This is a genomic window from Gorillibacterium sp. CAU 1737, from assembly GCF_039888655.1.
Taxonomy (GTDB): domain Bacteria; phylum Bacillota; class Bacilli; order Paenibacillales; family NBRC-103111; genus Gorillibacterium.
Map to the genome: position 1 here is coordinate 407,114 of NZ_JBDQQO010000005.1, position 20,141 is coordinate 427,254.

Genomic DNA, 20,141 nt, shown 5'->3' on the forward strand with positions numbered 1-20,141 from the left:
TTCAATTTGCGGGTCACAAGAAGTCTCCGCTCTCCAGTCTGCGGAAGGAATGGAGCAGCTTTTGCAGCTGAGAGGCGGCGGTGAGAATGGACAGGACGAGGACAGCCAGCCAGACCCCGGAGGCTGTTCCTCCGTAGAGAAGCTCGTTCAAACCGCCGCCATTTTCCAGGCGGAAGGAGCTGACGACTTGAAACACGAGCAGGATGGCGATGAAGCCGGAGCAAGCAGAAGCCTTGTCCCGAATGCGGGCTTGGTTGAAGAGCCATAAGCAGCCTGCTGCCGATACAGTAAACGGCGTGAAGAGGTAAAGAAGCAGATGCCCGAGCTGCTGCTCCCACTCCACGCTGAACCAGCCGGCCAAGCAGGTGAGCCCGACGAAATCCGTGAGGGCAAAGAGGCAGAGCCGGGAGAGAAAGAGCCGTTCGATGGAATAAAAGGTGCTCATCTCCAGCTCGACCATGTGGAAGGCGTACGAGCGGGCAAGCATCCGCATCCCGATCAGGGCCAGCAGCGGGGAGACGGTGGAGAGAAGGGCCAGCAGCTGCCAGCGTTCGGCGGAGGCGTCCGCCGGCATTCGGGCAGCGAACAAGAGGGCAGCAAGCAGCAGAGCCCCATGGCGAAGCCAAACCCTCCAGCCGACATAGCTCAGCTGCTGAAGGAAGAAGGCTCGGAAGCGGGTGCGCTGCAGGAGCTCCTGCTTCCTCGTAACCTGGAGAATGTGGCGCGCGGTCTCGAAGGTTTGTCTTTTTCGCTCCTCGTCAGGAGCGGGAACAGGGGGCAGCGGAAGTTCCTTTAGGTGCTCGTGCAGGTTCTTTTTCATCGAAATCCTCCTCCCTCCACATTTTTTTTAGAGCGGCGAGTCCTCGTTCCACTCGAATTCGAGCTTTATAGAGTGGAACGTCGGTTACCTCTGCGATCTCCCGATAGCGCAAGCCGTAGGTGTAGCGAAGAATGACGGCCTCCTGTTGCTCCGGCGGCAATCCTTGCAAGAGTCGCAGCAGCTCCTCTGATTGAAAATGCGCACTGGCTTCCTCTTCGGCGGAGAGGGCAGCTCCGATCTCGGCCTCGGCAACCTGATCGATCGGCTCGGGCTGCTTGTCCCGAAGGGCATCGATACACAGCCTGCGGGCGATGGTGTACAGGTATGCGCGGCACTTTCCCTTGTGTGTGTAGCGGGAAAGGGACCGGCAGAAGCGATAGAAGGTTTCCTGCGTCAGATCCTCTGCCAGGGCAGACTGCCGGGTCTTCCAATAGCAATAGCGGCGAATGCTGTCATAGTGGTGCTCGATCAACTCGTTCAGCGCATCTTCATCGCCTGCGCGAATGCGGTCGAACCGTTCGGCGTCGTCCAAAGCTCCCTCTCCTTTCATATGGATTAACTGGACAGGGTCCTGTTTTTTATGTCAGAATGATGGCGAATTTGTGAACTTGTCATAGAATGAGGGGATGAGCCCCATCGACCTTTTATTGTGCATGACCCTGATCGAAAGGGGTAGGATTTGAATCACAGTGAAACATTTTCCTTTTGAAATTTGGCAAATTTGCGCAACCATTGCGGACGAGCATGGTATAAACCCCTTAGAGCGTGTTTTGCACGCCTCTCGGGAACATCGGTTCCTGCCGCAAGCAGCAAGCTGCTTCAAGAATGGACAGAAAGGAAGTACCGTTTCATGATGGAAGAACAGGACCTCGCCGTGCAAGCGACGGGTAGGTCGAAGAGCAGGACCGAGCGGAAGAGAATGCCGCGATGGGTGGTATTGGTTCTCTTTTTGGCGGTATGGATCGGAATCGGGTACGGGGGCTATACACTGGCCAAAACCTACATCGGCGGGATTCAGCAGCAGCTGGATGACATCGCCCGGACCAACGAGACCGAGATTGCCCAGATGCAGGAGAAGCTTACCGCGCTGAAGAGCGCGATGGATGAACAGAAGACGCAGGCAGCCACCCTCCAGGACAAGCTCGGCACCGTGGAAAAGGAATTGACCGCGGTGAAGGAGGAAATGTCGCTCGCAGGCGATTCGCTTAGCAGTACCGCAGAAACCAAGAAGGCGCTGAGCAACCGGATCACGGACCTCAGCAAGCAGCTCACCGAGCTGCGCAAGCTGGTCCAGCGCCTGGAGGAGGCGGCCCGTGTCTACTAAATGGCTGCTTCCCTCGACGCTCGTTGTGGCTCTGGTCGGCGGGCTGGTTGCCGGCTTTGCCGCGGACAACCCGAAGCTGGAGCCTGCCTATGCGAGCGCCGGCTTGAAGCTCGACGCTGCCAAAACGGCAGCTGATGAGGTGCAAAGCCCGCTCAGCCTCTTGTCGGAGACTTACCTGACAATGCAGACTTCCGTAAGCCAGTCATCAGAGCAGCTTTCGGGCATTCAGTCCGTGTTAACGGAGCTGGATAAGGAAGCGAAGCGCGAAAGCGCGGAGGACGCCGCTCACAAAACGGCAGTTGACGCAGCGGTGAAGGACAGCGCGCAGCAGGCCAAGGCGGCGAGCGACGCGCTCGACTCTGTGCTGGCGGGAATACTCGGCAAGCCGATCGGGCAAACCTACGGCGACCGTGCAACCGTCAAGGTCTTTTCCTTGAAGGAGGCGGGGTACCGCGGTTATATGGCCAAGGTGAAGCTGCATGACCCGAATGCCCTGCGCCTGGTGCTGTCCGGTGACCAGGTAGGAGACAAGGGAGAGACCACCCTCGCCGCCGCGAAGCGGACGGGAGCTACGCTCGCCATCAACGGCGGCGGGTTTGCCCGGGCGGGGGGGCTGCTGTACCCGATGGGCATTACGGTCGTCGACGGTGTCATCAAAACCTTTTCCCAGATCGACCTCAGCTTCATCGGCTTGAATGACAAGGGCCATCTGGTCGGGGGAGAAGTGACCACCAAACAGCAGATCCAGGACATGAACATCCGCCAAGGAGCGACCTTCGTTCCTACGCTGCTGCAGGGTGGCAAGAAGCTGACCATTCCGGCCAAATGGCAAAACCGCAAGGAGCCGCGGACGCTGATTGGTCACTTCTCAAATGGAGACCTGCTCCTGATCGTCATCGACGGAAGGCAGCGGGACAGCGCAGGGATTACGCTGGAGGAAGCCCAGACAAAGCTTTTGGAATGGAAGGTCGTGGACGCTTACAACCTGGACGGCGGCGGCTCCAGTACCTTTGTGTACAAGGGAGAGGTCTTGAACAGTCCGTCGGACGGAAGGCTGCGGACTGTCGTATCGAGTTTTGTCCTGATTCCTTAAAGGTGAATAGATTATGAATAGTAGAGGATTGCGCTTCAGGCGCGATCCTCTTTTTTGTGGTGAGCTTGACATTCTCAATAGTTGTGTTAAATTATATTGTATACAATACAATAACGAAATCGAACAGGAGCGATAAACAATGATGACGATTCAGCAAAAGATGTACGAAACGACGGTAAAGGCAGTTGGCGGACGGGAAGGCTACGTGGAATCCGAATCTCCAGCGTTCTACAGTGAAATCTCCATTCCCCGGGAAATGGGCGGTGCCGGCGGCGAGGGGACAAACCCGGAGCAGCTGTTCGCGGCAGGCTATGCGGCATGCTTCGACAGCGCGCTGAACATGGTTGCTCGTATGAAGCAAGTCAAGCATGAAGGGACGGAAGTCGTCGCCACGGTCAGCTTCGGGAAAGTGGAAGACGGCGGTTTCGGCATCGCGGCGAAGCTGGATGTACTCGTGAAGGGCGTCGATCGGGAGACCGCCGCTGCTCTCGTTGAAGGAGCTCACCAAGCTTGCCCGTACTCCCGTGCGACCCGCGGCAACATCGAGGTAGAGCTGAATATTCTTTAAGCTCCCTCTATCGATGTGAGCTAGAAGTGCGTATATCCAGCATAATTTGGATACAACCAATACGAAGCGAATAGACGTCGTTCCCTCCTTTCAAGGAGAGAATGGCGTTTATTCGCGTTTCATGGAAAGGATTATTCAAGTAGGAACGAATTAATCCGCTTACAAAATCTCCTAGATCCACTACACTGAATCCATACCAAGAAGAGAGGATGAGGAGGATGACGGTTCACTATCGAGCTTTTTTCAGCGAGTCCCGGTTTTCGGGGGATCAACGACGGGTGCATGACTTTCTGATTGCCTTAAATCAGGAGGAGGTCCGGGAGCCGGGATTTCTCTGGGGCCGCTGGGAGTGGATGTTCTCGCATCCCATGCTGGATCGGGAGCACTTGGGACATATCGGCATCTGGGAGGATGACGGCGACATTGTGGCCGTAGCCACTTACGAATCGGGACTTGGCGATGCTTGGTTCTTCGTCCACCCGGCTTACTCCAGACTCAAGGGTGACATGATCGCTCATGCGCTGCAGAAACTTTCGCGGGAAGGAACTCTCCGCCTTCGTATTCCGGATTCGGATCAAGCGCTCCAGGAACTGGCGGCTCGCGCCGGTTTTGTTCCGACACAGGACCGGGAGGAGACGGCAATCCTGCCTATCGCCTCCACTTCACTGGGATACACCCTGCCGGAGGGGTATCGGATCGCTACGCTTGCGGAAGACCCCGAGCTGATTCGCTACAACCGAGTGATGTGGCGCGGTTTTAACCATGAAGGAGAGCCCCCTGTTACTCCAGATGAACTGGCCGGAAGGAAGCAGGAGGTCTCTGGGCCTCATGTTCAGCTTGATCTGAAGGTGGCGGTTCAGGCGCCCAATGGAAAATTCGTCTCGTATTGCGGCATGTGGTACTTGCCTGGAACGGACTACGCCTTGGTGGAACCGGTGGCCACCGATCCCGATTACCGGAGAATGGGCCTCGGACGAGCTGCTGTGCTGGAAGGGGTAAGGCGCTGTGCCGCACTTGGGGCGAAGTTCGCGTATGTCGGGTCGTCGCAAACCTTTTATTATAGGATCGGATTCCGCCCAAGCGCGACGGATACATGGTGGACCTTGGTTCGCTGAAGCCCTTGATTCGGTCGGGATTGGGCGAGTAAAAAAATGTGAAACCGGCCAGCCTGTCGTTCGTAGAAGGTATCGGGTGACTCTGAGCATGGACGGCTTGTTCGTTTGGGACGAGTGTCGTTGCCCCCAGCCCCCCATCTAAGCCTGGCGGGGAATACAACCATCAGGAGGAACGAATGAAGGATTGGATTACCGGATTCATGGAAGAGTACGGCTACTTGGGCGTTATGCTGATGCTGGCGGTGGAGAACATTTTCCCGCCGATTCCCTCTGAGGTCATCTTGCCGTTCGGCGGCTTTATGACGACCAACTCTGAGCTGACGATTCCCGGAGTGGTGATTGCGGCAACGATCGGTTCGTTGGTCGGGGCACTCGTGTTGTATGGCATCGGACGGGTTCTCGATGTCGAACGATTGGAATCGCTGGTGGACAAATACGGGCGCTTCCTCCGCGTAACCCGGGCGGACATCCGCAAGGCGGATGCCTGGTTTGACCGATACGGGGTCTGGACGGTGCTTTTCTGTCGGATGATCCCGCTCGTGCGCAGCCTGATATCCATCCCGGCCGGTATGTCGGGTATGAAGCTGGGCACGTTTATGATCTTCACGACCATCGGAACGCTCGGCTGGAACATCCTGCTTGTGTCCATGGGCGCGGCTCTCGGCGCAAACTGGGAATCCATCACAGGGTACATGGATGTCTACTCCGATGTGGCTTATGCCTTCATTGCGGTAGGCGTTGTGGCTTTTGCCTACTTGTACTTCCGCAAGCGAAAGAAAACACAGCAAAAATAGAAACACGGTCATGTAAACCTTGGGCAGCGGCTTTCCGCTTGCGAGCCCAAGGTTTTTTCGTGCAAAGGCACAGTGGCCGAATGATGAAAATACAGTTCTAGCGATACTTTCCGTGGGAATGAAATTCCCTTTTCCCTACAATGAGGGGGTGGGCACACTGGCAGTGGGGGAATCGGAAAGACTCCCTCTTCTTAGCGAAGGCAGGTGAGACGATTGGCTATATCGTTCGGTGTCGTACTGAATTCTCTCCATGCAAAGTCCAAGGGATAACCCTGCGGCGAAGCTTGCATGGAGAGGTACCTATTCGCCAATCGAGTGTATTTGCAAACACGCTCTCGTTGATGGGTTTGTCTATGGGCTTTGCATCCTTTCGAAAAGAACATCATTCGAAGGAGCGAGGAACCATGAGGTCAGACCGTCCCCCCTATGGGAAAACGTATCACAAGGAAGCAGCCTATTCGTATACACTCGGCGCTTATGCGACGATGGAGCTGCTCCATTCGCGTCCAGAACAGGCACGCCTCATCTACATCCACCCCAAATGCCGCGACCATTCGCAGATCGAAGCCTTGGCCGCTCGCTGGAAGGTGCAGGTTGTGCAAGACGACAAAACAATTGAACGATTAAGCCCGAAGGAGAACTGCTACGTCATCGGTGTCTTTGCCAAATAGGAGGACAATTTGGATGAGGAGAAGCCGCATCTCGTCCTCGTCCACCCCGGTGATCGAGGCAACCTCGGCACGATCGTCCGCATGGCGGCAGGCTTTCAAATCCGCGATGTGGCGATCATCCTACCCGCAGTGGATCGCTATCACCCGATTGTGGTACGAGCTTCGATGGGGGCGTTGTTTCAAATCCGCTGCGAGGCCTTTCATTCCTTCGAGGAGTACCGCAGCCGATTCCACGGGCATAAGCTGTTCCCGTTTCTGTTGAACGGGGATTTGCGGCTGACGCCGGAGAACTGCCCGAAGGAAGAGAAATTTGCGCTCATCTTCGGCAACGAGGCAACGGGACTTGAGGAAGAGAGCTTCCGGTCCATCGGCACTTCCGTTACCCTGCCTCAATCGGACCGAATCGATTCGCTTAATCTTGCAATCGCCGCCGGCATCGGGACGTTCCTCTTTGCTTCGAAGAACGGACTGATCGGATAGTGCAACAGAAAAACCGATCCCTACAGGACATGAAGGACGTTACGGTCCGCTGCCCGAGGGGTCGGTTTTTGCTGTTACAGGAAAGGATAAACCTCGTCCCAGACGGCGTCCAAAATCTCCTTCAGCTGCTCCTCCTTGCTGTTCACGGCGATGACTGCCTCTTGCTCCGGGATGACGATGCAGAACTGGCCGTAAGCGCCATCGGCGCGATAAGCACCATGGGTGCACATCCAGAACTGATAGCCGTACCCCACGCCCCAATCTCCCGTACCGTCTCCATTCGCGATCTGAGACCGGGTGGCTTCCCGAATCCACTCTCTCGGAAGAAGCGGCTTTCCCTCCCACATGCCTTCCTGGAGCAAGAGCTGACCGAAACGGCTTAGTTCCTCGGTGGTCAGCTGCAAGCCGGCACAGCCGAGGGTGATGCCGCGCGGAGTGGTCTCCCACTCGATCGGGCTTATGCCGAGAGGATCAAACAAACGGGGAGTCAAGTAGTCAGCTACCGTGACCCCTACCGCCTTTTGCACGACGGCAGAGAGGATGAACGTATCTCCGCTGCTATAGGTAAACCGTTCCCCCGGCGGGCGATCGAGCGGCAGGGAAAGGTAATGCTGCACCCAATCCTTGTCGTGAAGGGCGGCTCGCTCCTCGGCCCAAAAAGGCGGGGAGTCATGCCCCGATGTCATCCGCAGAAGGTCTGAAAGCCTGAGATCCCCGGGCGGATAACCGCAGCCTCCTGCCGGCACTTGGGCGGCATACTCTGGAAAAATGTCTTTCAATCGGTCCGTGAGGGCAAGCTTGCCTTCTTCAAGCGCCAGGCCCACTGCCATCGAGGTAAAGGATTTGCTGACCGAATGCTGCAGCCTTCGCTCGTCCTTCGACCGATCCCAGCTTCCAATAAGCTGACCGCGCTGCAGAACGCGAAGCGAAAGCACGTTCAGGCGATCCTGTTGGATGCGCTCCGCGAAACGTTTCCCCAACTCATTCATTTTTCATCCCTCACTTCAAAATGGTGAATGCAAATCCTTAAAAGTCCTTGTTGGACCTTATTTTGACCGCTTTTGTCCATCATAGCTTCATGGAATCGGCCTGTAAACGGGTATTGGTTCAGCAGATCAAGCACTGGGTAAGGGAAAAAAGGAGTGTTGACACAAAGCAAAGACCGTATTATGATGTTATCGAAACGATTCGATTAAACCGCTTACAAAATTGGTTTTCATGATTAAATGGCTAAGAAAGCGTTTATTTATCATTGAAACGATTCGAATTGTTGGCGTTTTTTGATGAGTAAAGGGAGAGAATCGTGGTTTGCTTGTCGGTTGAGGGGGAGGAGGTCATGGTTGCCGTCTCACGCAGGTTGTCTCTGTTATCGGGTTCTTGTGCATCCGCAAGAAAGCGAATACAAACGGATCCGACGAACGAAATGCGAGGAGAAGCTCCACGGGACCTTCATTGCATGGGAAGCCCGGATGCTGAGAACTTCAGGTTAAGGAAACAATACCTTGAAGACGCCGGCTTCGAAATGCAGAGAGGATTGATCAAGAGAGAGGTGAATGCATGTGAAACCAGCTGCCTTAGGACCTGAAGAGAAACCAAAAACAAAGAACAGGTCCCTGTTTACGGAAATTTGGAAAAACCGCATGGTGTATACGCTTCTTATTCCCGGCCTTATCTGGCTGTTCATCTTCGCGTACATGCCGATGGGCGGGTTGTCGCTTGCGTTCAAGCACTATCGCGCGAACGACGGAATCTGGGGGAGCGAGTGGGTAGCCTTTGAAAACTTCCGCTACGTGTTCCGAGATCCGAATTTCACCGCCGCCGTTTGGCGGACCCTGTACGTGAACATAATCAAACTCGTCGTCCAGTTTCCGTTTCCGGTCATCATCGCGCTCCTGCTCAATGAGCTGAGGATGCGGCGGATGAGCAAGCTTTTCCAGACCGTCCTGACGTTCCCGCAGTTCTTGTCCTGGATCATCGTTTCGGGGATTGTCATCAACGTTCTGTCTTATGACGGACTCGTGAATAGCTTCCTCTCTCTCGTAGGATTGCCTGCGATCAACTTCCTCGGCTCGGAAAAAATGTTCCTTCCGATGCTGCTCTTGACCGACATCTGGAAATCGACCGGCTGGGGCGCCATCATTTATCTCGCTGCGATCTCGGGGATCGACCAGGACCAGTACGAATCTTCCCAGATCGACGGAGCGACCCGGATGCAGCAGATGTTCCGAATTACGCTCCCGAACATCCTGCCAACCATCGTTGTCATGTTTATACTCGCCGTTGGCGGCTTGATGTCATCCGGCTTTGACCAAATCTTCAACCTGGCGAATGCAGCCACGAAGAACGTCTCGGAAGTACTCGACGTCTACATTTATCGCATCACCTTCCAGTCCTCTACGGACTTCTCCTTCTCGAGTGCCGTCAGCTTGTTCCGCTCACTCGTTAATATGGCTCTGCTGCTTCTTGCAGACCGGGGCGCTAAACTGCTAGGCGGAGATGGATTGTTCAAGTAATCACTCGATGAAGAAAGGAGAAGGTACCCATGAGTAAAGCCAAACCAGCCAAATGGGGAGTCGGCAGGCTCTCTCTGATGGATATGATCATCTTTGTCATCATGCTGATCGCAGCTCTCCTGATCCTCATTCCGTTCTGGAATGTCATCATGATCTCGATCTCGACGCCAAAGGAATATGCGGACAATCCGCTCATGCTGTTCCCCAAAAAACCGACATTCGATTCCTATCGAGCCCTGTTCGCGAACGGGACCATCCTGACCGGTTACTGGAACACGATCAAGCTGCTCGCTGCGGGCTTGCCCATCAGCCTGTTCCTTACTGCGAGTATGGCTTATGGATTGAGTCGGCCGCCCTTCCCGGGTAAGAAACTGATCTTCTTCCTGGTTCTGTTCACGATGATCTTCAATGGCGGGATTGTTCCTCTGTACCTCGTCATGAGAGATCTTCACCTGACCGGCTCGCTCTGGGCGGTCATCCTGGCCGGGAGCTTCAGCTCCTTTAACATGATCCTGATGATGAACTACTTCTACAGCTTGCCCGAATCGCTGATGGAGTCGGCCCGCCTCGACGGTGCAGGCGAATGGAGAATTCTTCTCCAAGTCGTCCTCCCGCTCTCCGCACCGATTCTTGCCACGATTGCTCTCTTCTACGGAGTAGGCTTCTGGAACAGCTGGTATGATGCGATGATCTTCCTGCGCAAAGCCAACCAGCTGCCGCTGCAAAATGTGCTCCGGTCGATCATCGTGGAGTCGACCACCAATGCATCGAACTCGTCCAGTGTCGACCAGATGGGCAAAGGTTCCTTCTCAATGGGAATGAAGATGGCTGCCGTCTTCGTGACGATGGTGCCGATTATGTGCTTCTTCCCGCTCTTGCAAAAGCACTTCGCAAAAGGGGTATTGACAGGGGCTATCAAGACCTGATCCATACAAGCAACACAAAGCAACACCACACCACTATGAAAGCATGGGGGATAAACATGAAAACGAAATGGCAGATCTCCGGCAAGGCGCTTCTGGCAGTTTCGATGAGCATGGTGCTTGCACTGAGCGCTTGCTCAAAGGGCGATTCGGGAAGTTCCGCTTCCGACCAAAAGGACGAAAACGGCAACTACAAAACCCAGCTTACCATCTCGGCAGCCAACCTGACCAATGTGAAAGACGGCGACCTGAACAACGACTTTCACAAGTTCTGGACGGACAAATTCAATATCAAATGGGAGTACAACTATATCGAGTGGGATTCCTGGGCGGAAAAGCTTCGTCTGTGGATCAACTCGGGTGACCTTCCGGACGTAGCCGTTTGGAACTATGTCCATGGCGATGCCATGAACTACATCGACCAAGGCCTGCTTTACAAGTTCCCGGATGATTGGAAAACCCGCTGGCCGAACGTAGCGGCAGCTTACAAGCTGACCGGTCTTGGCGACAAGCTCGAAGAGCTTGCAGGCGGAACCTACATTCTTCCGCGTCCGATCTACAACGAGAACAAGCCGGCTGACCCGCTTACGAACCAAATCGGCGTTATCGCCATTCGCAAGGATTGGGCGAAGGATGTGGGCTTCGAGCTGAAGGATGTCTACACCACGAGCGAACTGAACGATTACGCTCGCCTCGTCAAAGAGAAAGACCCGGGCAAAGTGGGCAACAAGCTCGTTCCGCTCGCTTACAACTCGGCTGATGCTCTGACCACCTTCGTGATGGCCAACAGTGAGCACTCCCGTGTGGAATCCGCCTTCTACAAAGGCGAAGACGGCAAGTACCATTGGGGACCGGCCGATCCGGAAACGCTGACGGGCCTCAAGGTGATGCAACAAGCTTACAAGGAAAAGCTGCTTGACCCGGAATTCTACACCTGGAAAAACAGCGAAGGCACCGACAAATTCCGTGTTAACGGTGTTGCTGCGGTCATGAGCTTGGGCGGCCTGGCTTCCTACCGTCAAGACCTCAACACCAACATGAAGAAGAACCTTGGCGTAGAAAGCGACGATCTCGTGCACACGGCAATCGTCACGGGCGACGACGGCAAATACCGCAACCTGGAGCAAGCCAACTATTGGTCTGCTTTGATCTTCAACCCGAAGATCAGCAAAGAGAAGTTTGAACGCATCATGGACCTGATCGATTACTCGGTCAGCAAGGACGGCCAACTGCTCCTGAACATGGGCTTCAAGGACAAGGATTGGAAGTACGACGAGAACAATGAGCTCGTAAGCCTGCTTCCGGAAGGTACTTCCCTGGAAGACAAGTATCCGAGCCGTTTCGAAGGCTTGTACCTGCTGGGCGACGACTTCAGCGTAGTCAACCCGTTGATCAAGAAAGAATACCGTGACCGTGCGGTAGAGCTCTTCAAGGAAAAAGCGAAGCTGAGCACCGAAGGCGGCAAGATGGCCGAATACGATTGGGACGTTCAATTGTATGACTCCAAAGCCAAAAACCAAGCCGGCTTCGACTATGCAACCGAGTACACCAACCTCATCCTGCAACCGGGCGATCTGGAAGCAAACTGGAAGAAGTGGGTCGAAAGCAAGCAATCCTTGGTTCAACCGGTTCTGGACGAACTGAACAACATGAAGAAATAAGAATCGATATAGTGCGGTAATGGAGGCGGGGGGAGGCTCTCTTCGTCTCCGGTCGGAACCCGGTATGCGATGGATATTCCGCGCGATAGCCGGGTTCTTGGCCTTCACCCGCGAGAAAGCCGGCTGCAACCGTTCGGAGCTGGCTGCATGAACAACAGGGAGCATGGAGGACACGGGATGAATGATCAGCAATTGCTTGACCTGGTCAAGCAAATGACGAGAGAAGAAAAGATTGCTCAGTTGCTCCAGCTTACAGGTGCTTTCTATGAAGGGTTCCATGACAAGGAGCTGCTTACGGGTCCGAGAGCAGAGCTCGGGGTGAGCGAAGAAACGGTGAATGCGAGCGGATCGGCGTTGAACCTGTCCGGTGCCAAAACCGCCATCCAGGTCCAGGAAACCTACCTGAAGAAAAATCGGCTTGGCATTCCGCTTCTCATCATGGCGGACGTCGTTCATGGCTACAAGACGATCTTCCCGATCCCGCTTGCGATCGGCTGCTCCTGGGATCTTCCGCTTGCGGAGCAGAGCGCTGAAATTGCCGCGCGGGAGTCTGCCGTATCCGGAATTCATGTCACCTTCTCCCCGATGGTCGACCTCGTGCGCGATCCCCGTTGGGGCCGCGTGATGGAATCGACCGGGGAAGACCCCTTCCTGAACAGCTTGTACGCGCGCGCCTTCGTGCGCGGCTACCAAGGACAAGATTTGAAGGGCGACAAGGAGCGTCTTGCCGCCTGCGTGAAACACTTTGCGGCATATGGAGCTCCGGAAGGCGGCCGGGAGTACAACACCGTCGACATGTCTGAGCGAAACCTTCGCGAGTCTTACTTGCCCGGCTATAAGGCCGCCGTGGAAGAAGGAGCCACCATGGTGATGGCTTCCTTCAATACGGTGGACGGGATTCCGGCCAGCGGGAACGAGAAGCTCATGCGCGGCATCCTGCGCGGGGAATGGGGCTTTGACGGAGTGATCATCTCCGACTGGGCTTCCATCCGCGAGATGATTGCACACGGAGCGAGCGAGGACGATCGAGAGGCTGCTCTGCGGGCCATTCGAGCAGGAATCGACATCGAGATGATGACGCCCTGCTACGTGCATCACCTGGATGATCTCGTAAACGAGGGTGAAATCGAGGAGAACCAGATCGACGAAGCCGTGCTTCGCATCCTTCAATTAAAAGAAAAGCTCGGCTTGTTCGAGCAGCCTCATCGCGCGGCTGATCCGGAGCGGGAGAACGAAGTGATCCTGTCCGCCGATCACCGCAAGGCGGCGTATGAGCTGGCTGTTAAATCCAGCGTGCTTCTGAAGAACGATGGAACGCTGCCGCTCCGCGCGCATAGCAAGGTGGCTCTCGTCGGCCCGTATGCAGAGACCAACAGCATTCTGGGCTGGTGGTCCTGCGAGGGCAATCCGCAGGATGCCACACCTCTCGCCCCCGCGCTTCGCGAGCGGATGCAGGAAGGCAAGCTCAGCGTCGCCAGCTGCGGCATCGAGACCATCACCGGCGGGGAGCTTGCCGACATGCTGGAGGCGACAGAGAGCGCGGATGTGCTCGTCGTCGCCCTGGGCGAAGCAGCGGAGATGAGCGGCGAAGGCGCTGCCCGCACCAACATTCAGCTGCCCAAGGCTCAGCTGGAGCTGGTACGCCGCTTGAAGGCGACGGGCAAGCCGCTCGCAGCCGTGCTCTTCAATGGCCGCCCGCTTGATCTGGCGGGCTTGTTCGAGGAAGCCGACGCGGTGCTGGAGGCTTGGTTCCCGGGCACCGAAGGCGGAGCGGCGATCGCCGATCTGCTGCTCGGCCGCGTGAACCCATCCGGGCGCCTGTCGATGTCCTTCCCGCAATCGGTCGGCCAGGTGCCGGTTTATTACAACCACTACAGCACCGGTCGGCCGCTCAAGGCGGGAAGCGACGAGCGGTATGTTTCGAAGTACATCGACAGTCCAAATGAGCCGCTGCTGCCCTTCGGCTTCGGGCTCTCGTACACCTCGTTCGAATACGGAGAACTCCTCGTGTCGAGCGACCGGATGACGAAGGAGGAACCGCTCACGGTGCAAGTGACCGTGACGAATACCGGCCAACGAGCCGGCATCGAGACGGTCCAGTTGTACGTCCGCGATCTATCGGGCGAGGTTGTACGTCCCGTTCGCGAGCTCAAGGCATTTACTCGTCTTTCCTTGCAGCCGGGAGAAAGCGGGACAGCAGTCTTCACGCTCCACGAGGAGCAGCTTCGCTATCATCATTCCGATCTCAGCTTCACGAGCGATCCCGGGGCATTCCGCCTGTATGCAGGTCCGAACAGCCGAGATACCCAGGAAGTCGCGTTTCAGCTCATCACGTAAGTTCCATTAGCCCATAGAAGCAGCTGGAGCTGCCCAGGGCCTGTGTTCCGCTTCTCTGGATACCCTCTACCTAAGCCTATCGCTTGGGCAAGCGGGTTGCCGGGAAGCGGGCCCGGGTTCCGGATAGGAGGTAGGACTCATACTCATGACAACCCTTGCAAATTCCAAAACGACCATTCAAGCCGGCAATCTGGCTTTTACCTTCTGGAACAGCGGCGATCTGTATTTGGCCGAGAGCGGCCGGACCATGCTCAACCAGATGCTCACGAATCCGATTGACGGTTCGCTGAACAACCTGTACCTTCGTGTTCATCAAGCTTCTGGCATCTCCTACCATCCGCTCGTAGGCATCCGTTCCGGTAGCAGCTTTACCCTCTTGGATCGGCAAGCGGTCTGGGAAGGGCAAGCCGCAGGATTGGAGTACCGCGTTGTCTTTGCTCCAACCGAGCAGGATGTTTGGTTCTGGGATGTGACCGTCAAGGGAGACGGCGCGACCATCGATCTCGTCTACGGTCAGGACGTCGGCCTTGCCGACAAAGGGGCGGTGCGCAGCAATGAAGCTTACTTGTCCCAGTATATCGATCATACGGTCTTTGAAGATGCCGAGAAGGGGTACGTCGTCTGCTCCCGCCAAAATATGCCGCAAGGAGGGGCATTCCCCTACCTGCAGCAAGGGTCGCTGACGCGTTCGGTGGGGTATTCCACCGACGGGTTCCAATTCTTCGGCCTTTCGTACAAAGAGACCGATACGCCGGCAAGCCTCTTGCAGGAGCAGTTGGCGAATGAGGTGTACCAGTACGAATTCGCCTACACGGCTCTTCAATCGGCAAAGGTCGAGTTGAAGGGTGAAGCTAGCTTCGTCTTCTACGGCCTTGTCGAAGCCAATCACCCCACGGCGATCACGAGCCTCGAATTCGGGGATCGCTTGGCGGAAGCCTGGAAGGCCTATGAAGCAGAGAAGGCCTTCCTCGACGAGAAGCTTTCCTCGGCAACCCCTGTGAAGAAGCTCGCCCTGCGGCCGACGATCGGGCAGCCCGTTCGGACTCGGTCCATCACCGAGGATAAGCTGGAGGAGCTGTTTCCTGCAGCGAGCCGCCATCAGGCGGAATATGCAGACGGCAAGCTTGCGGCCTTTTTCACCGAAACCTATGAGCACGTCGTTCTGAAGGAAAAGGAACTGCGTGTGGAACGTCCGCACGGCCACATTCTGATGAGCGGCAACAATGTCGTCCTAGGCAACCCCGCGATCACCACGACTTCGTATATGTTCGGGGTGTTCAACTCCCACCTCGTGATCGGCAACACGAACTTCAATAAGCTGATGAGCAACGTGCGCGGAGCGCTTAACGTTCCCAAGACGTCCGGTCAGCGGATTTATATCGAACAAAATGGTGAATATTGCCTCCTGACGATGCCTTCCCTTTGGGAAATCGGTTTCAACTACGTCCGTTGGTACTATATAATGGAACAAGACACGCTGGTCATTACGAACTATGCGGCGGCAGACTCAACAGAAGTCAAGCTGCACGTACGTTCCGAGAGCGGCAAGGCTTACCGTTATCTGGTAACGACACAAATTATCATGGACGTGAATGAGTACGAATACCCGATCCACCAAAGCGAAGAAGGGGAAGAATGGGTGTTCCGCGCGGATAAGTCTGCACTCAGCCAGTCCCAATATCCAGGCCTTCACTATACGATGCGGGTGGAAGGAGCGGAATCCACGCTCACGGACGAAACGATTCTTGCCGACGGCATCGCAGCTGGCGACGCTTCTCTTGTCGTAGTGGAACTGGAAGCCGCTGCGGATTGGAGCATGACCCTTCGCGGGGTTCTCGATGGGGAAGAAACAACGACCTCCATTCGAACCGCAGTGGAGGAGATTGCCGCTTACCGGGAGTTCCTCTCCGGCGTCATGAACGGCTTCCGCTTGTCCATGCCGAATGAGAAGGACGACAGCTTGTACAAGGTGAATGCGCTGGCTTGGTGGTACACCCACAACATGCTCGTTCACTATTCGGTACCGCACGGCCTGGAGCAATACGGCGGGGCAGCGTGGGGCACGCGCGATGTCTGCCAGGGGCCGGTGGAATACTTCATGGCGACCGGCAAATTCGAGCAGGTCCAGGATATTCTCAAGATGGTGTATTCCCATCAGTATGAGGATGACGGCAGTTGGCCGCAATGGTTCATGTTCGACCGCTACGGCGCGATTCAACAGGACGAAAGCCACGGCGACATCATCGTATGGCCGCTCAAGGTGCTGGCCGATTACATTGCCATAACAGGGGACCGCTCCATCCTGGACGTGGAAGCACCGTATACCGTGAAGCACAGCTTCGGCTTCACCTCGTACCAGGCAAGCTTGCTTGACCATGCCAAGAAAGAGCTGGAGTACATCCGCACCCACTTCCTGCATGACACCCATCTGTCCTCTTATGGCGACGGAGACTGGGACGACACGCTTCAACCGGCTAACGCTCAATTGAAGAAGTACATGGTCAGCAGTTGGACCGTTGCCTTGACCTATCAGACGGTCACCCGGTTGGCCGAAGTGTTGAAGGACACGGATGCTGCCCTGTCGGCAGAGCTTCACGACATGTCGTCCGCGATTCGCGCCGACTATAACCGCTACATGCTGGAGTCCTCGGTCATTCCGGGCTTCCTGTACCTGGAGGACCCGCAAGCTCCGAAGAAGATGCTGCACCCGACGGACACGGAGACGGGCATTCACTACCGGCTGCTGCCGATGACCCGCAGCATCATCGCTGAGCTGCTCACCGACGAGCAAGCTGCTTCCCATTACGAGCTCATTCAGGAGAAATTCCTGTGCCCGGACGGCGTGCGTCTCATGAATCGTCCGGCTCAATATGCCGGCGGCGTAAGCACCCACTTCAAGCGAGCCGAGCAAGCCTCCAACTTCGGACGCGAAGTTGGACTCCAATACGTTCATGCGCACATCCGCTATGTGGAAGCCATGGCCAAGCTGGGCAACCCGGAGGATGTGTGGAAGGGACTGGAGACGATCAATCCGGTCGGCATCCAGGAGGTGGTTCCGAATGCGGAGCTTCGGCAAAGCAATGCATACTTCAGCAGCTCGGACGGCAAGTTCAACACCCGCTACGAAGCTCAGGATCGCTTCGATGAGCTGAGAACCGGCGCTGTCCCGGTGAAGGGCGGATGGAGAATCTACTCCAGCGGCCCGGGAATCTACATGAACCAGCTGATCTCGGCTGCCCTCGGCATTCGCCAGCTGGAAGGAGATCTGGTTCTGGATCCGGTACTTCCGGAGAAGCTGAATGGAATGGAGTTCCGTTTCGCCCTGAACGGACGCGAAACCGTGTTCCGCTACAGCGCCGTAGGCGGTCCGATCCGCAAGGTCTTCATCAACGGGCAGGAAGCTTCCGGTGTCCGGTTGGCTAATCCGTACCGGAACGGCGGGCTGCGCATCGCGCGAGAAGAATTTGAGAAGCTTGCAGGGCAAGGTCAAGCTGTCGTCGAGCTGTTCGCTTAAGACAGACCAACAGTTGCTTTTGCATAAGGTTAGGAGAGAGTGAAAGTGGTCAGTATTAAAGACATCGCCAAAAAAGCCAATGTCTCCATCTCGACGGTTTCCTACGCGCTGAATGGCAGCGACAAGGTGACGGACGAAACCAGCGCACGGATTTTAACCATTGCACGCGAGCTGAATTATGTCCCGAACGCGTCCGCTCGAAACCTAAAGAAGCGCGAAACGAAAATCATCGGTGTGTTTCTGACGGATTTCCGAGGCGATGTCTATGGGGACCTGCAGCACGGCATGAAGGAGATCAGCAATTCGCTTGGGTATGACCTCGTGGTATGCAGCGGCAAGCAGTCGCATCGCATGCTGCCGGAGCGCATGATCGATGGAGCGGTTATCCTCGATCAAGCCTTCCAGAGTGAAGAGCTGCTTCAATATGCCGATCTCGGCCACAAGATCGTGGTGCTGGACCGGGAGCTGGAGCATCCGAACATCAGTCAGGTGCTGCTCGACAACAAGGCGGGCGCCACCCTGGCGATGGATTACCTTCTCGACAACGGCCATCGCAAGATCTATGTCGTCACGGGGCCGGAAGGCTCCTTCGACTCGATCCAACGGATGAAGGGCGTTCGTATGACCGCCGAACGCGCAGGCGTGGAGATCATCGAGATCGCCGGTGATTTCAAGAAGAGCGGCGGCATCCACGCAGCCGAACGAATCATAGCTGAGTACGACGAACCGGCTGCGGTCTTTTGCCTGAATGATGAAATGGCGATCGGCATGTACAACCGCCTGCAAGGGACGGGGCTGTGCATTGGGGAAGATCTCCATATCATCGGCTTCGATAATATTGAAGTCTCGCAATACCTCAGCCCGCGCCTCGCTACGATTGAATATTCCAAGCTGCGCTGGGGAGAACTCGCTTCGCAGCAGCTCGTGAAGCTCATCTCCGGGGAGCCGGTGGAGCAGGAGCGGGTCTATGTGAAGCTGATCGAAGGCAAGTCCGTAGGCAAGGCTCGTCCTTGATTCTAGTAACAATGCGTTTCTAGTGAAAGAAGCTTACTGCTGATAGAAGAAGAGGCTGTTCCACATGCGGGGGTTCCCGTCGGGAACAGCCTCTCCCTCTTGGTGGGAGAAGCCGAGGAGAACCGTAGGAAGCGAGAGGAGACGATACAATTGGCATCATGGAGTGTAATGACATTCAACCTGCGGGTCATGGTGGAGTCGGATGGCGAGAATGCATGGAACAAACGATATCCGGCAGCCGCTCGTGCCATGGAGGAGCATGGAGCCGATTTTATCGGCACGCAGGAAGCCCGCCTCTTTATGCTGGAGGAGCTGGCTGCGCTGCTTCCCGGCTATGCTTGGATGGGGCAAGGCCGCAGAGGCGGTCATGAAGACGAGCACTGTGCGATTTTTTATCGCACGGATAGATGGGAGCTGCTTGAATCGGGCGATTTCGGCTTGTCCGAAAGCCCGGACCAATTGGGTATCTTAAGCTGGAAGACCGATTACCCCCGGATGTGTACCTGGGCGAAGTTCCGCTCCCTTCAGGACGGAACGGAAACGGCCGTCTTCAACACCCACCTCGATCACATCAGTGAGGAGGCTCAGGTGAAGGGTATGGAGCTGATCCGCGAGCGGATGGAGGAACTGAGCCGAAGCAGCGCGGGGCTTCCGTTTGTACTCACAGGCGATTTCAACGTGGAGCCGGACAATATCGTGATTCGCGGCTTGGAGGCAGCGGGCTACCGCAACGCTTACTCCATCCTGCCTGCCGGTGATACCGATCAAGTTCCCGGGATGACCTTCCATGACTTCCAAGGCGGGGAACGAGGCCGTCCGATCGACTATATTTTCTCCTCGCCGGACTTGACCGTGGAGGCGGTCCAGGTTGACCGCAGCTACTATGACGGACGATATCCGTCCGATCACTATCCGGTCTGCGCTCAGCTCAAGACGATCCGCTAAAACGGGGCTTCTCGGAACACATCGATGATCCATGATAAACTTGACCAAACGGAAAAAGGGGATGTCCTCACCGGCACAGGAGTGACGTGATATGCTCCCCATATAGTAGACAGGTGAAAAAACAAAGACCTGTTACTGTATGGGGAGTATTTTTATGGAGAAAAAGAAATTTACGGCATTTGAGAAATTAACGATCCTTGAAGAAATAAAGCAAGGATTGATCGGGATAAAAGCTGCAGCTCGAAAGTTTGGTGTAACCAAAAACTCAATCGGGAAATGGCGGCGACGGTATGAAATATACGGGTACGAGGGCTTAGAAACCCGATCCCACTATCAAAGCTATCCGGCAGCGTTGAAACTCCAAGCGGT

At 55.8% G+C, this 20,141-nt stretch carries 18 protein-coding genes; 15 read left to right on the forward strand and 3 right to left on the reverse strand.

Annotated features, from left to right (window positions below; all coding sequences use genetic code 11):
- Window positions 1–13 precede the first annotated feature (13 nt).
- On the reverse strand, window positions 14–820 hold the full coding sequence (locus tag AAFN83_RS13490) for a hypothetical protein (RefSeq protein WP_347770176.1): 807 nt from the start codon (window positions 818–820) through the stop codon (window positions 14–16).
- The gene (locus AAFN83_RS13495) at window positions 759–1,352 is read right to left on the reverse strand and encodes an RNA polymerase sigma factor (protein WP_347770177.1); all 594 of its coding nucleotides are present in this window, start codon (window positions 1,350–1,352) and stop codon (window positions 759–761) included. The genes AAFN83_RS13490 and AAFN83_RS13495 overlap by 62 nt, the downstream gene beginning before the upstream one ends.
- Window positions 1,353–1,670: 318 nt before the next feature.
- Here AAFN83_RS13495 and AAFN83_RS13500 point away from each other — a divergent pair, with 318 nt between their 5' ends.
- The 7 genes from AAFN83_RS13500 (at window position 1,671) to AAFN83_RS13530 (ending at window position 6,865) form a co-directional block, all read left to right on the forward strand.
- Window positions 1,671–2,144: a hypothetical protein gene (locus tag AAFN83_RS13500; protein ID WP_347770178.1), complete on the forward strand. Its 474-nt coding sequence runs from the start codon at window positions 1,671–1,673 to the stop codon at window positions 2,142–2,144.
- Window positions 2,134–3,237 carry a phosphodiester glycosidase family protein gene (locus tag AAFN83_RS13505; protein ID WP_347770179.1) on the forward strand — a complete coding sequence of 368 codons (1,104 nt, stop codon included), beginning with the start codon at window positions 2,134–2,136 and terminating at the stop codon, window positions 3,235–3,237. The genes AAFN83_RS13500 and AAFN83_RS13505 overlap by 11 nt, the downstream gene beginning before the upstream one ends.
- A gap of 139 nt (window positions 3,238–3,376) precedes the next feature.
- On the forward strand, window positions 3,377–3,805 hold the full coding sequence (locus AAFN83_RS13510) for an organic hydroperoxide resistance protein (RefSeq protein WP_347770180.1): 429 nt from the start codon (window positions 3,377–3,379) through the stop codon (window positions 3,803–3,805).
- A 218-nt stretch (window positions 3,806–4,023) separates the two neighbouring features.
- Entirely contained in the window at window positions 4,024–4,920 is an 897-nt protein-coding gene (locus AAFN83_RS13515; RefSeq protein WP_347770182.1) for a GNAT family N-acetyltransferase, read from the forward strand.
- A gap of 176 nt (window positions 4,921–5,096) precedes the next feature.
- Window positions 5,097–5,714: a DedA family protein gene (locus AAFN83_RS13520; RefSeq protein ID WP_347770184.1), complete on the forward strand. Its 618-nt coding sequence runs from the start codon at window positions 5,097–5,099 to the stop codon at window positions 5,712–5,714.
- Window positions 5,715–6,118: 404 nt separating this feature from the next.
- Window positions 6,119–6,385 (forward strand): hypothetical protein, encoded by a 267-nt coding sequence (locus AAFN83_RS13525; protein WP_347770186.1) that lies wholly within the window; start codon window positions 6,119–6,121, stop codon window positions 6,383–6,385.
- A gap of 9 nt (window positions 6,386–6,394) precedes the next feature.
- Window positions 6,395–6,865, forward strand: coding sequence for a TrmH family RNA methyltransferase (locus AAFN83_RS13530; RefSeq protein WP_347770188.1), 471 nt, complete (start codon window positions 6,395–6,397; stop codon window positions 6,863–6,865).
- A 74-nt stretch (window positions 6,866–6,939) separates the two neighbouring features.
- On the opposite strand, the gene AAFN83_RS13535 is transcribed toward AAFN83_RS13530, so the two are convergent.
- A complete protein-coding gene (locus tag AAFN83_RS13535; RefSeq protein WP_347770190.1) occupies window positions 6,940–7,854 on the reverse strand; it encodes a serine hydrolase domain-containing protein in 915 nt (304 codons plus the stop codon).
- Window positions 7,855–8,424: 570 nt separating this feature from the next.
- Between AAFN83_RS13535 and AAFN83_RS13540 the strand changes: the two genes are divergently transcribed.
- The 8 genes from AAFN83_RS13540 to AAFN83_RS13575 form a co-directional block, all read left to right on the forward strand.
- Window positions 8,425–9,378 carry an ABC transporter permease gene (locus AAFN83_RS13540; protein ID WP_347770222.1) on the forward strand — a complete coding sequence of 318 codons (954 nt, stop codon included), beginning with the start codon at window positions 8,425–8,427 and terminating at the stop codon, window positions 9,376–9,378.
- 29 nt (window positions 9,379–9,407) lie between these two features.
- Window positions 9,408–10,304, forward strand: coding sequence for a carbohydrate ABC transporter permease (locus AAFN83_RS13545; protein WP_347770192.1), 897 nt, complete (start codon window positions 9,408–9,410; stop codon window positions 10,302–10,304).
- Window positions 10,305–10,360: 56 nt separating this feature from the next.
- Complete coding sequence (locus tag AAFN83_RS13550) at window positions 10,361–11,962, forward strand: extracellular solute-binding protein (protein ID WP_347770194.1); 1,602 nt, start codon at window positions 10,361–10,363, stop codon at window positions 11,960–11,962.
- A gap of 177 nt (window positions 11,963–12,139) precedes the next feature.
- Window positions 12,140–14,299, forward strand: a complete 2,160-nt coding sequence (locus AAFN83_RS13555) for a glycoside hydrolase family 3 N-terminal domain-containing protein (protein WP_347770196.1) — start codon at window positions 12,140–12,142, stop codon at window positions 14,297–14,299.
- 145 nt (window positions 14,300–14,444) lie between these two features.
- Window positions 14,445–17,813 (forward strand): GH36-type glycosyl hydrolase domain-containing protein, encoded by a 3,369-nt coding sequence (locus AAFN83_RS13560; protein WP_347770198.1) that lies wholly within the window; start codon window positions 14,445–14,447, stop codon window positions 17,811–17,813.
- 45 nt (window positions 17,814–17,858) lie between these two features.
- The gene (locus AAFN83_RS13565) at window positions 17,859–18,827 is read left to right on the forward strand and encodes a LacI family DNA-binding transcriptional regulator (RefSeq protein WP_347770201.1); all 969 of its coding nucleotides are present in this window, start codon (window positions 17,859–17,861) and stop codon (window positions 18,825–18,827) included.
- A 150-nt stretch (window positions 18,828–18,977) separates the two neighbouring features.
- Window positions 18,978–19,772, forward strand: a complete 795-nt coding sequence (locus AAFN83_RS13570; protein ID WP_347770203.1) for an endonuclease/exonuclease/phosphatase family protein — start codon at window positions 18,978–18,980, stop codon at window positions 19,770–19,772.
- A gap of 154 nt (window positions 19,773–19,926) precedes the next feature.
- The coding region (locus tag AAFN83_RS13575) for a helix-turn-helix domain-containing protein (RefSeq protein ID WP_347770205.1) at window positions 19,927–20,141 on the forward strand (215 nt) is incomplete at its 3' end.

Bases quoted from the DNA above. Each gene is read 5' to 3' on its own strand.
- AAFN83_RS13490 (WP_347770176.1), bottom strand. From the start codon at position 820: ATGAAAAAGAACCTGCACGAGCACCTAAAGGAACTTCCGCTGCCCCCT.
- AAFN83_RS13500 (WP_347770178.1), top strand. From the start codon at position 1,671: ATGATGGAAGAACAGGACCTCGCCGTGCAAGCGACGGGTAGGTCGAAG.
- AAFN83_RS13510 (WP_347770180.1), top strand. From the start codon at position 3,377: ATGATGACGATTCAGCAAAAGATGTACGAAACGACGGTAAAGGCAGTT.
- AAFN83_RS13515 (WP_347770182.1), top strand. From the start codon at position 4,024: ATGACGGTTCACTATCGAGCTTTTTTCAGCGAGTCCCGGTTTTCGGGG.
- AAFN83_RS13520 (WP_347770184.1), top strand. From the start codon at position 5,097: ATGAAGGATTGGATTACCGGATTCATGGAAGAGTACGGCTACTTGGGC.
- AAFN83_RS13525 (WP_347770186.1), top strand. From the start codon at position 6,119: ATGAGGTCAGACCGTCCCCCCTATGGGAAAACGTATCACAAGGAAGCA.
- AAFN83_RS13535 (WP_347770190.1), bottom strand. From the start codon at position 7,854: ATGAATGAGTTGGGGAAACGTTTCGCGGAGCGCATCCAACAGGATCGC.
- AAFN83_RS13545 (WP_347770192.1), top strand. From the start codon at position 9,408: ATGAGTAAAGCCAAACCAGCCAAATGGGGAGTCGGCAGGCTCTCTCTG.
- AAFN83_RS13550 (WP_347770194.1), top strand. From the start codon at position 10,361: ATGAAAACGAAATGGCAGATCTCCGGCAAGGCGCTTCTGGCAGTTTCG.
- AAFN83_RS13555 (WP_347770196.1), top strand. From the start codon at position 12,140: ATGAATGATCAGCAATTGCTTGACCTGGTCAAGCAAATGACGAGAGAA.
- AAFN83_RS13560 (WP_347770198.1), top strand. From the start codon at position 14,445: ATGACAACCCTTGCAAATTCCAAAACGACCATTCAAGCCGGCAATCTG.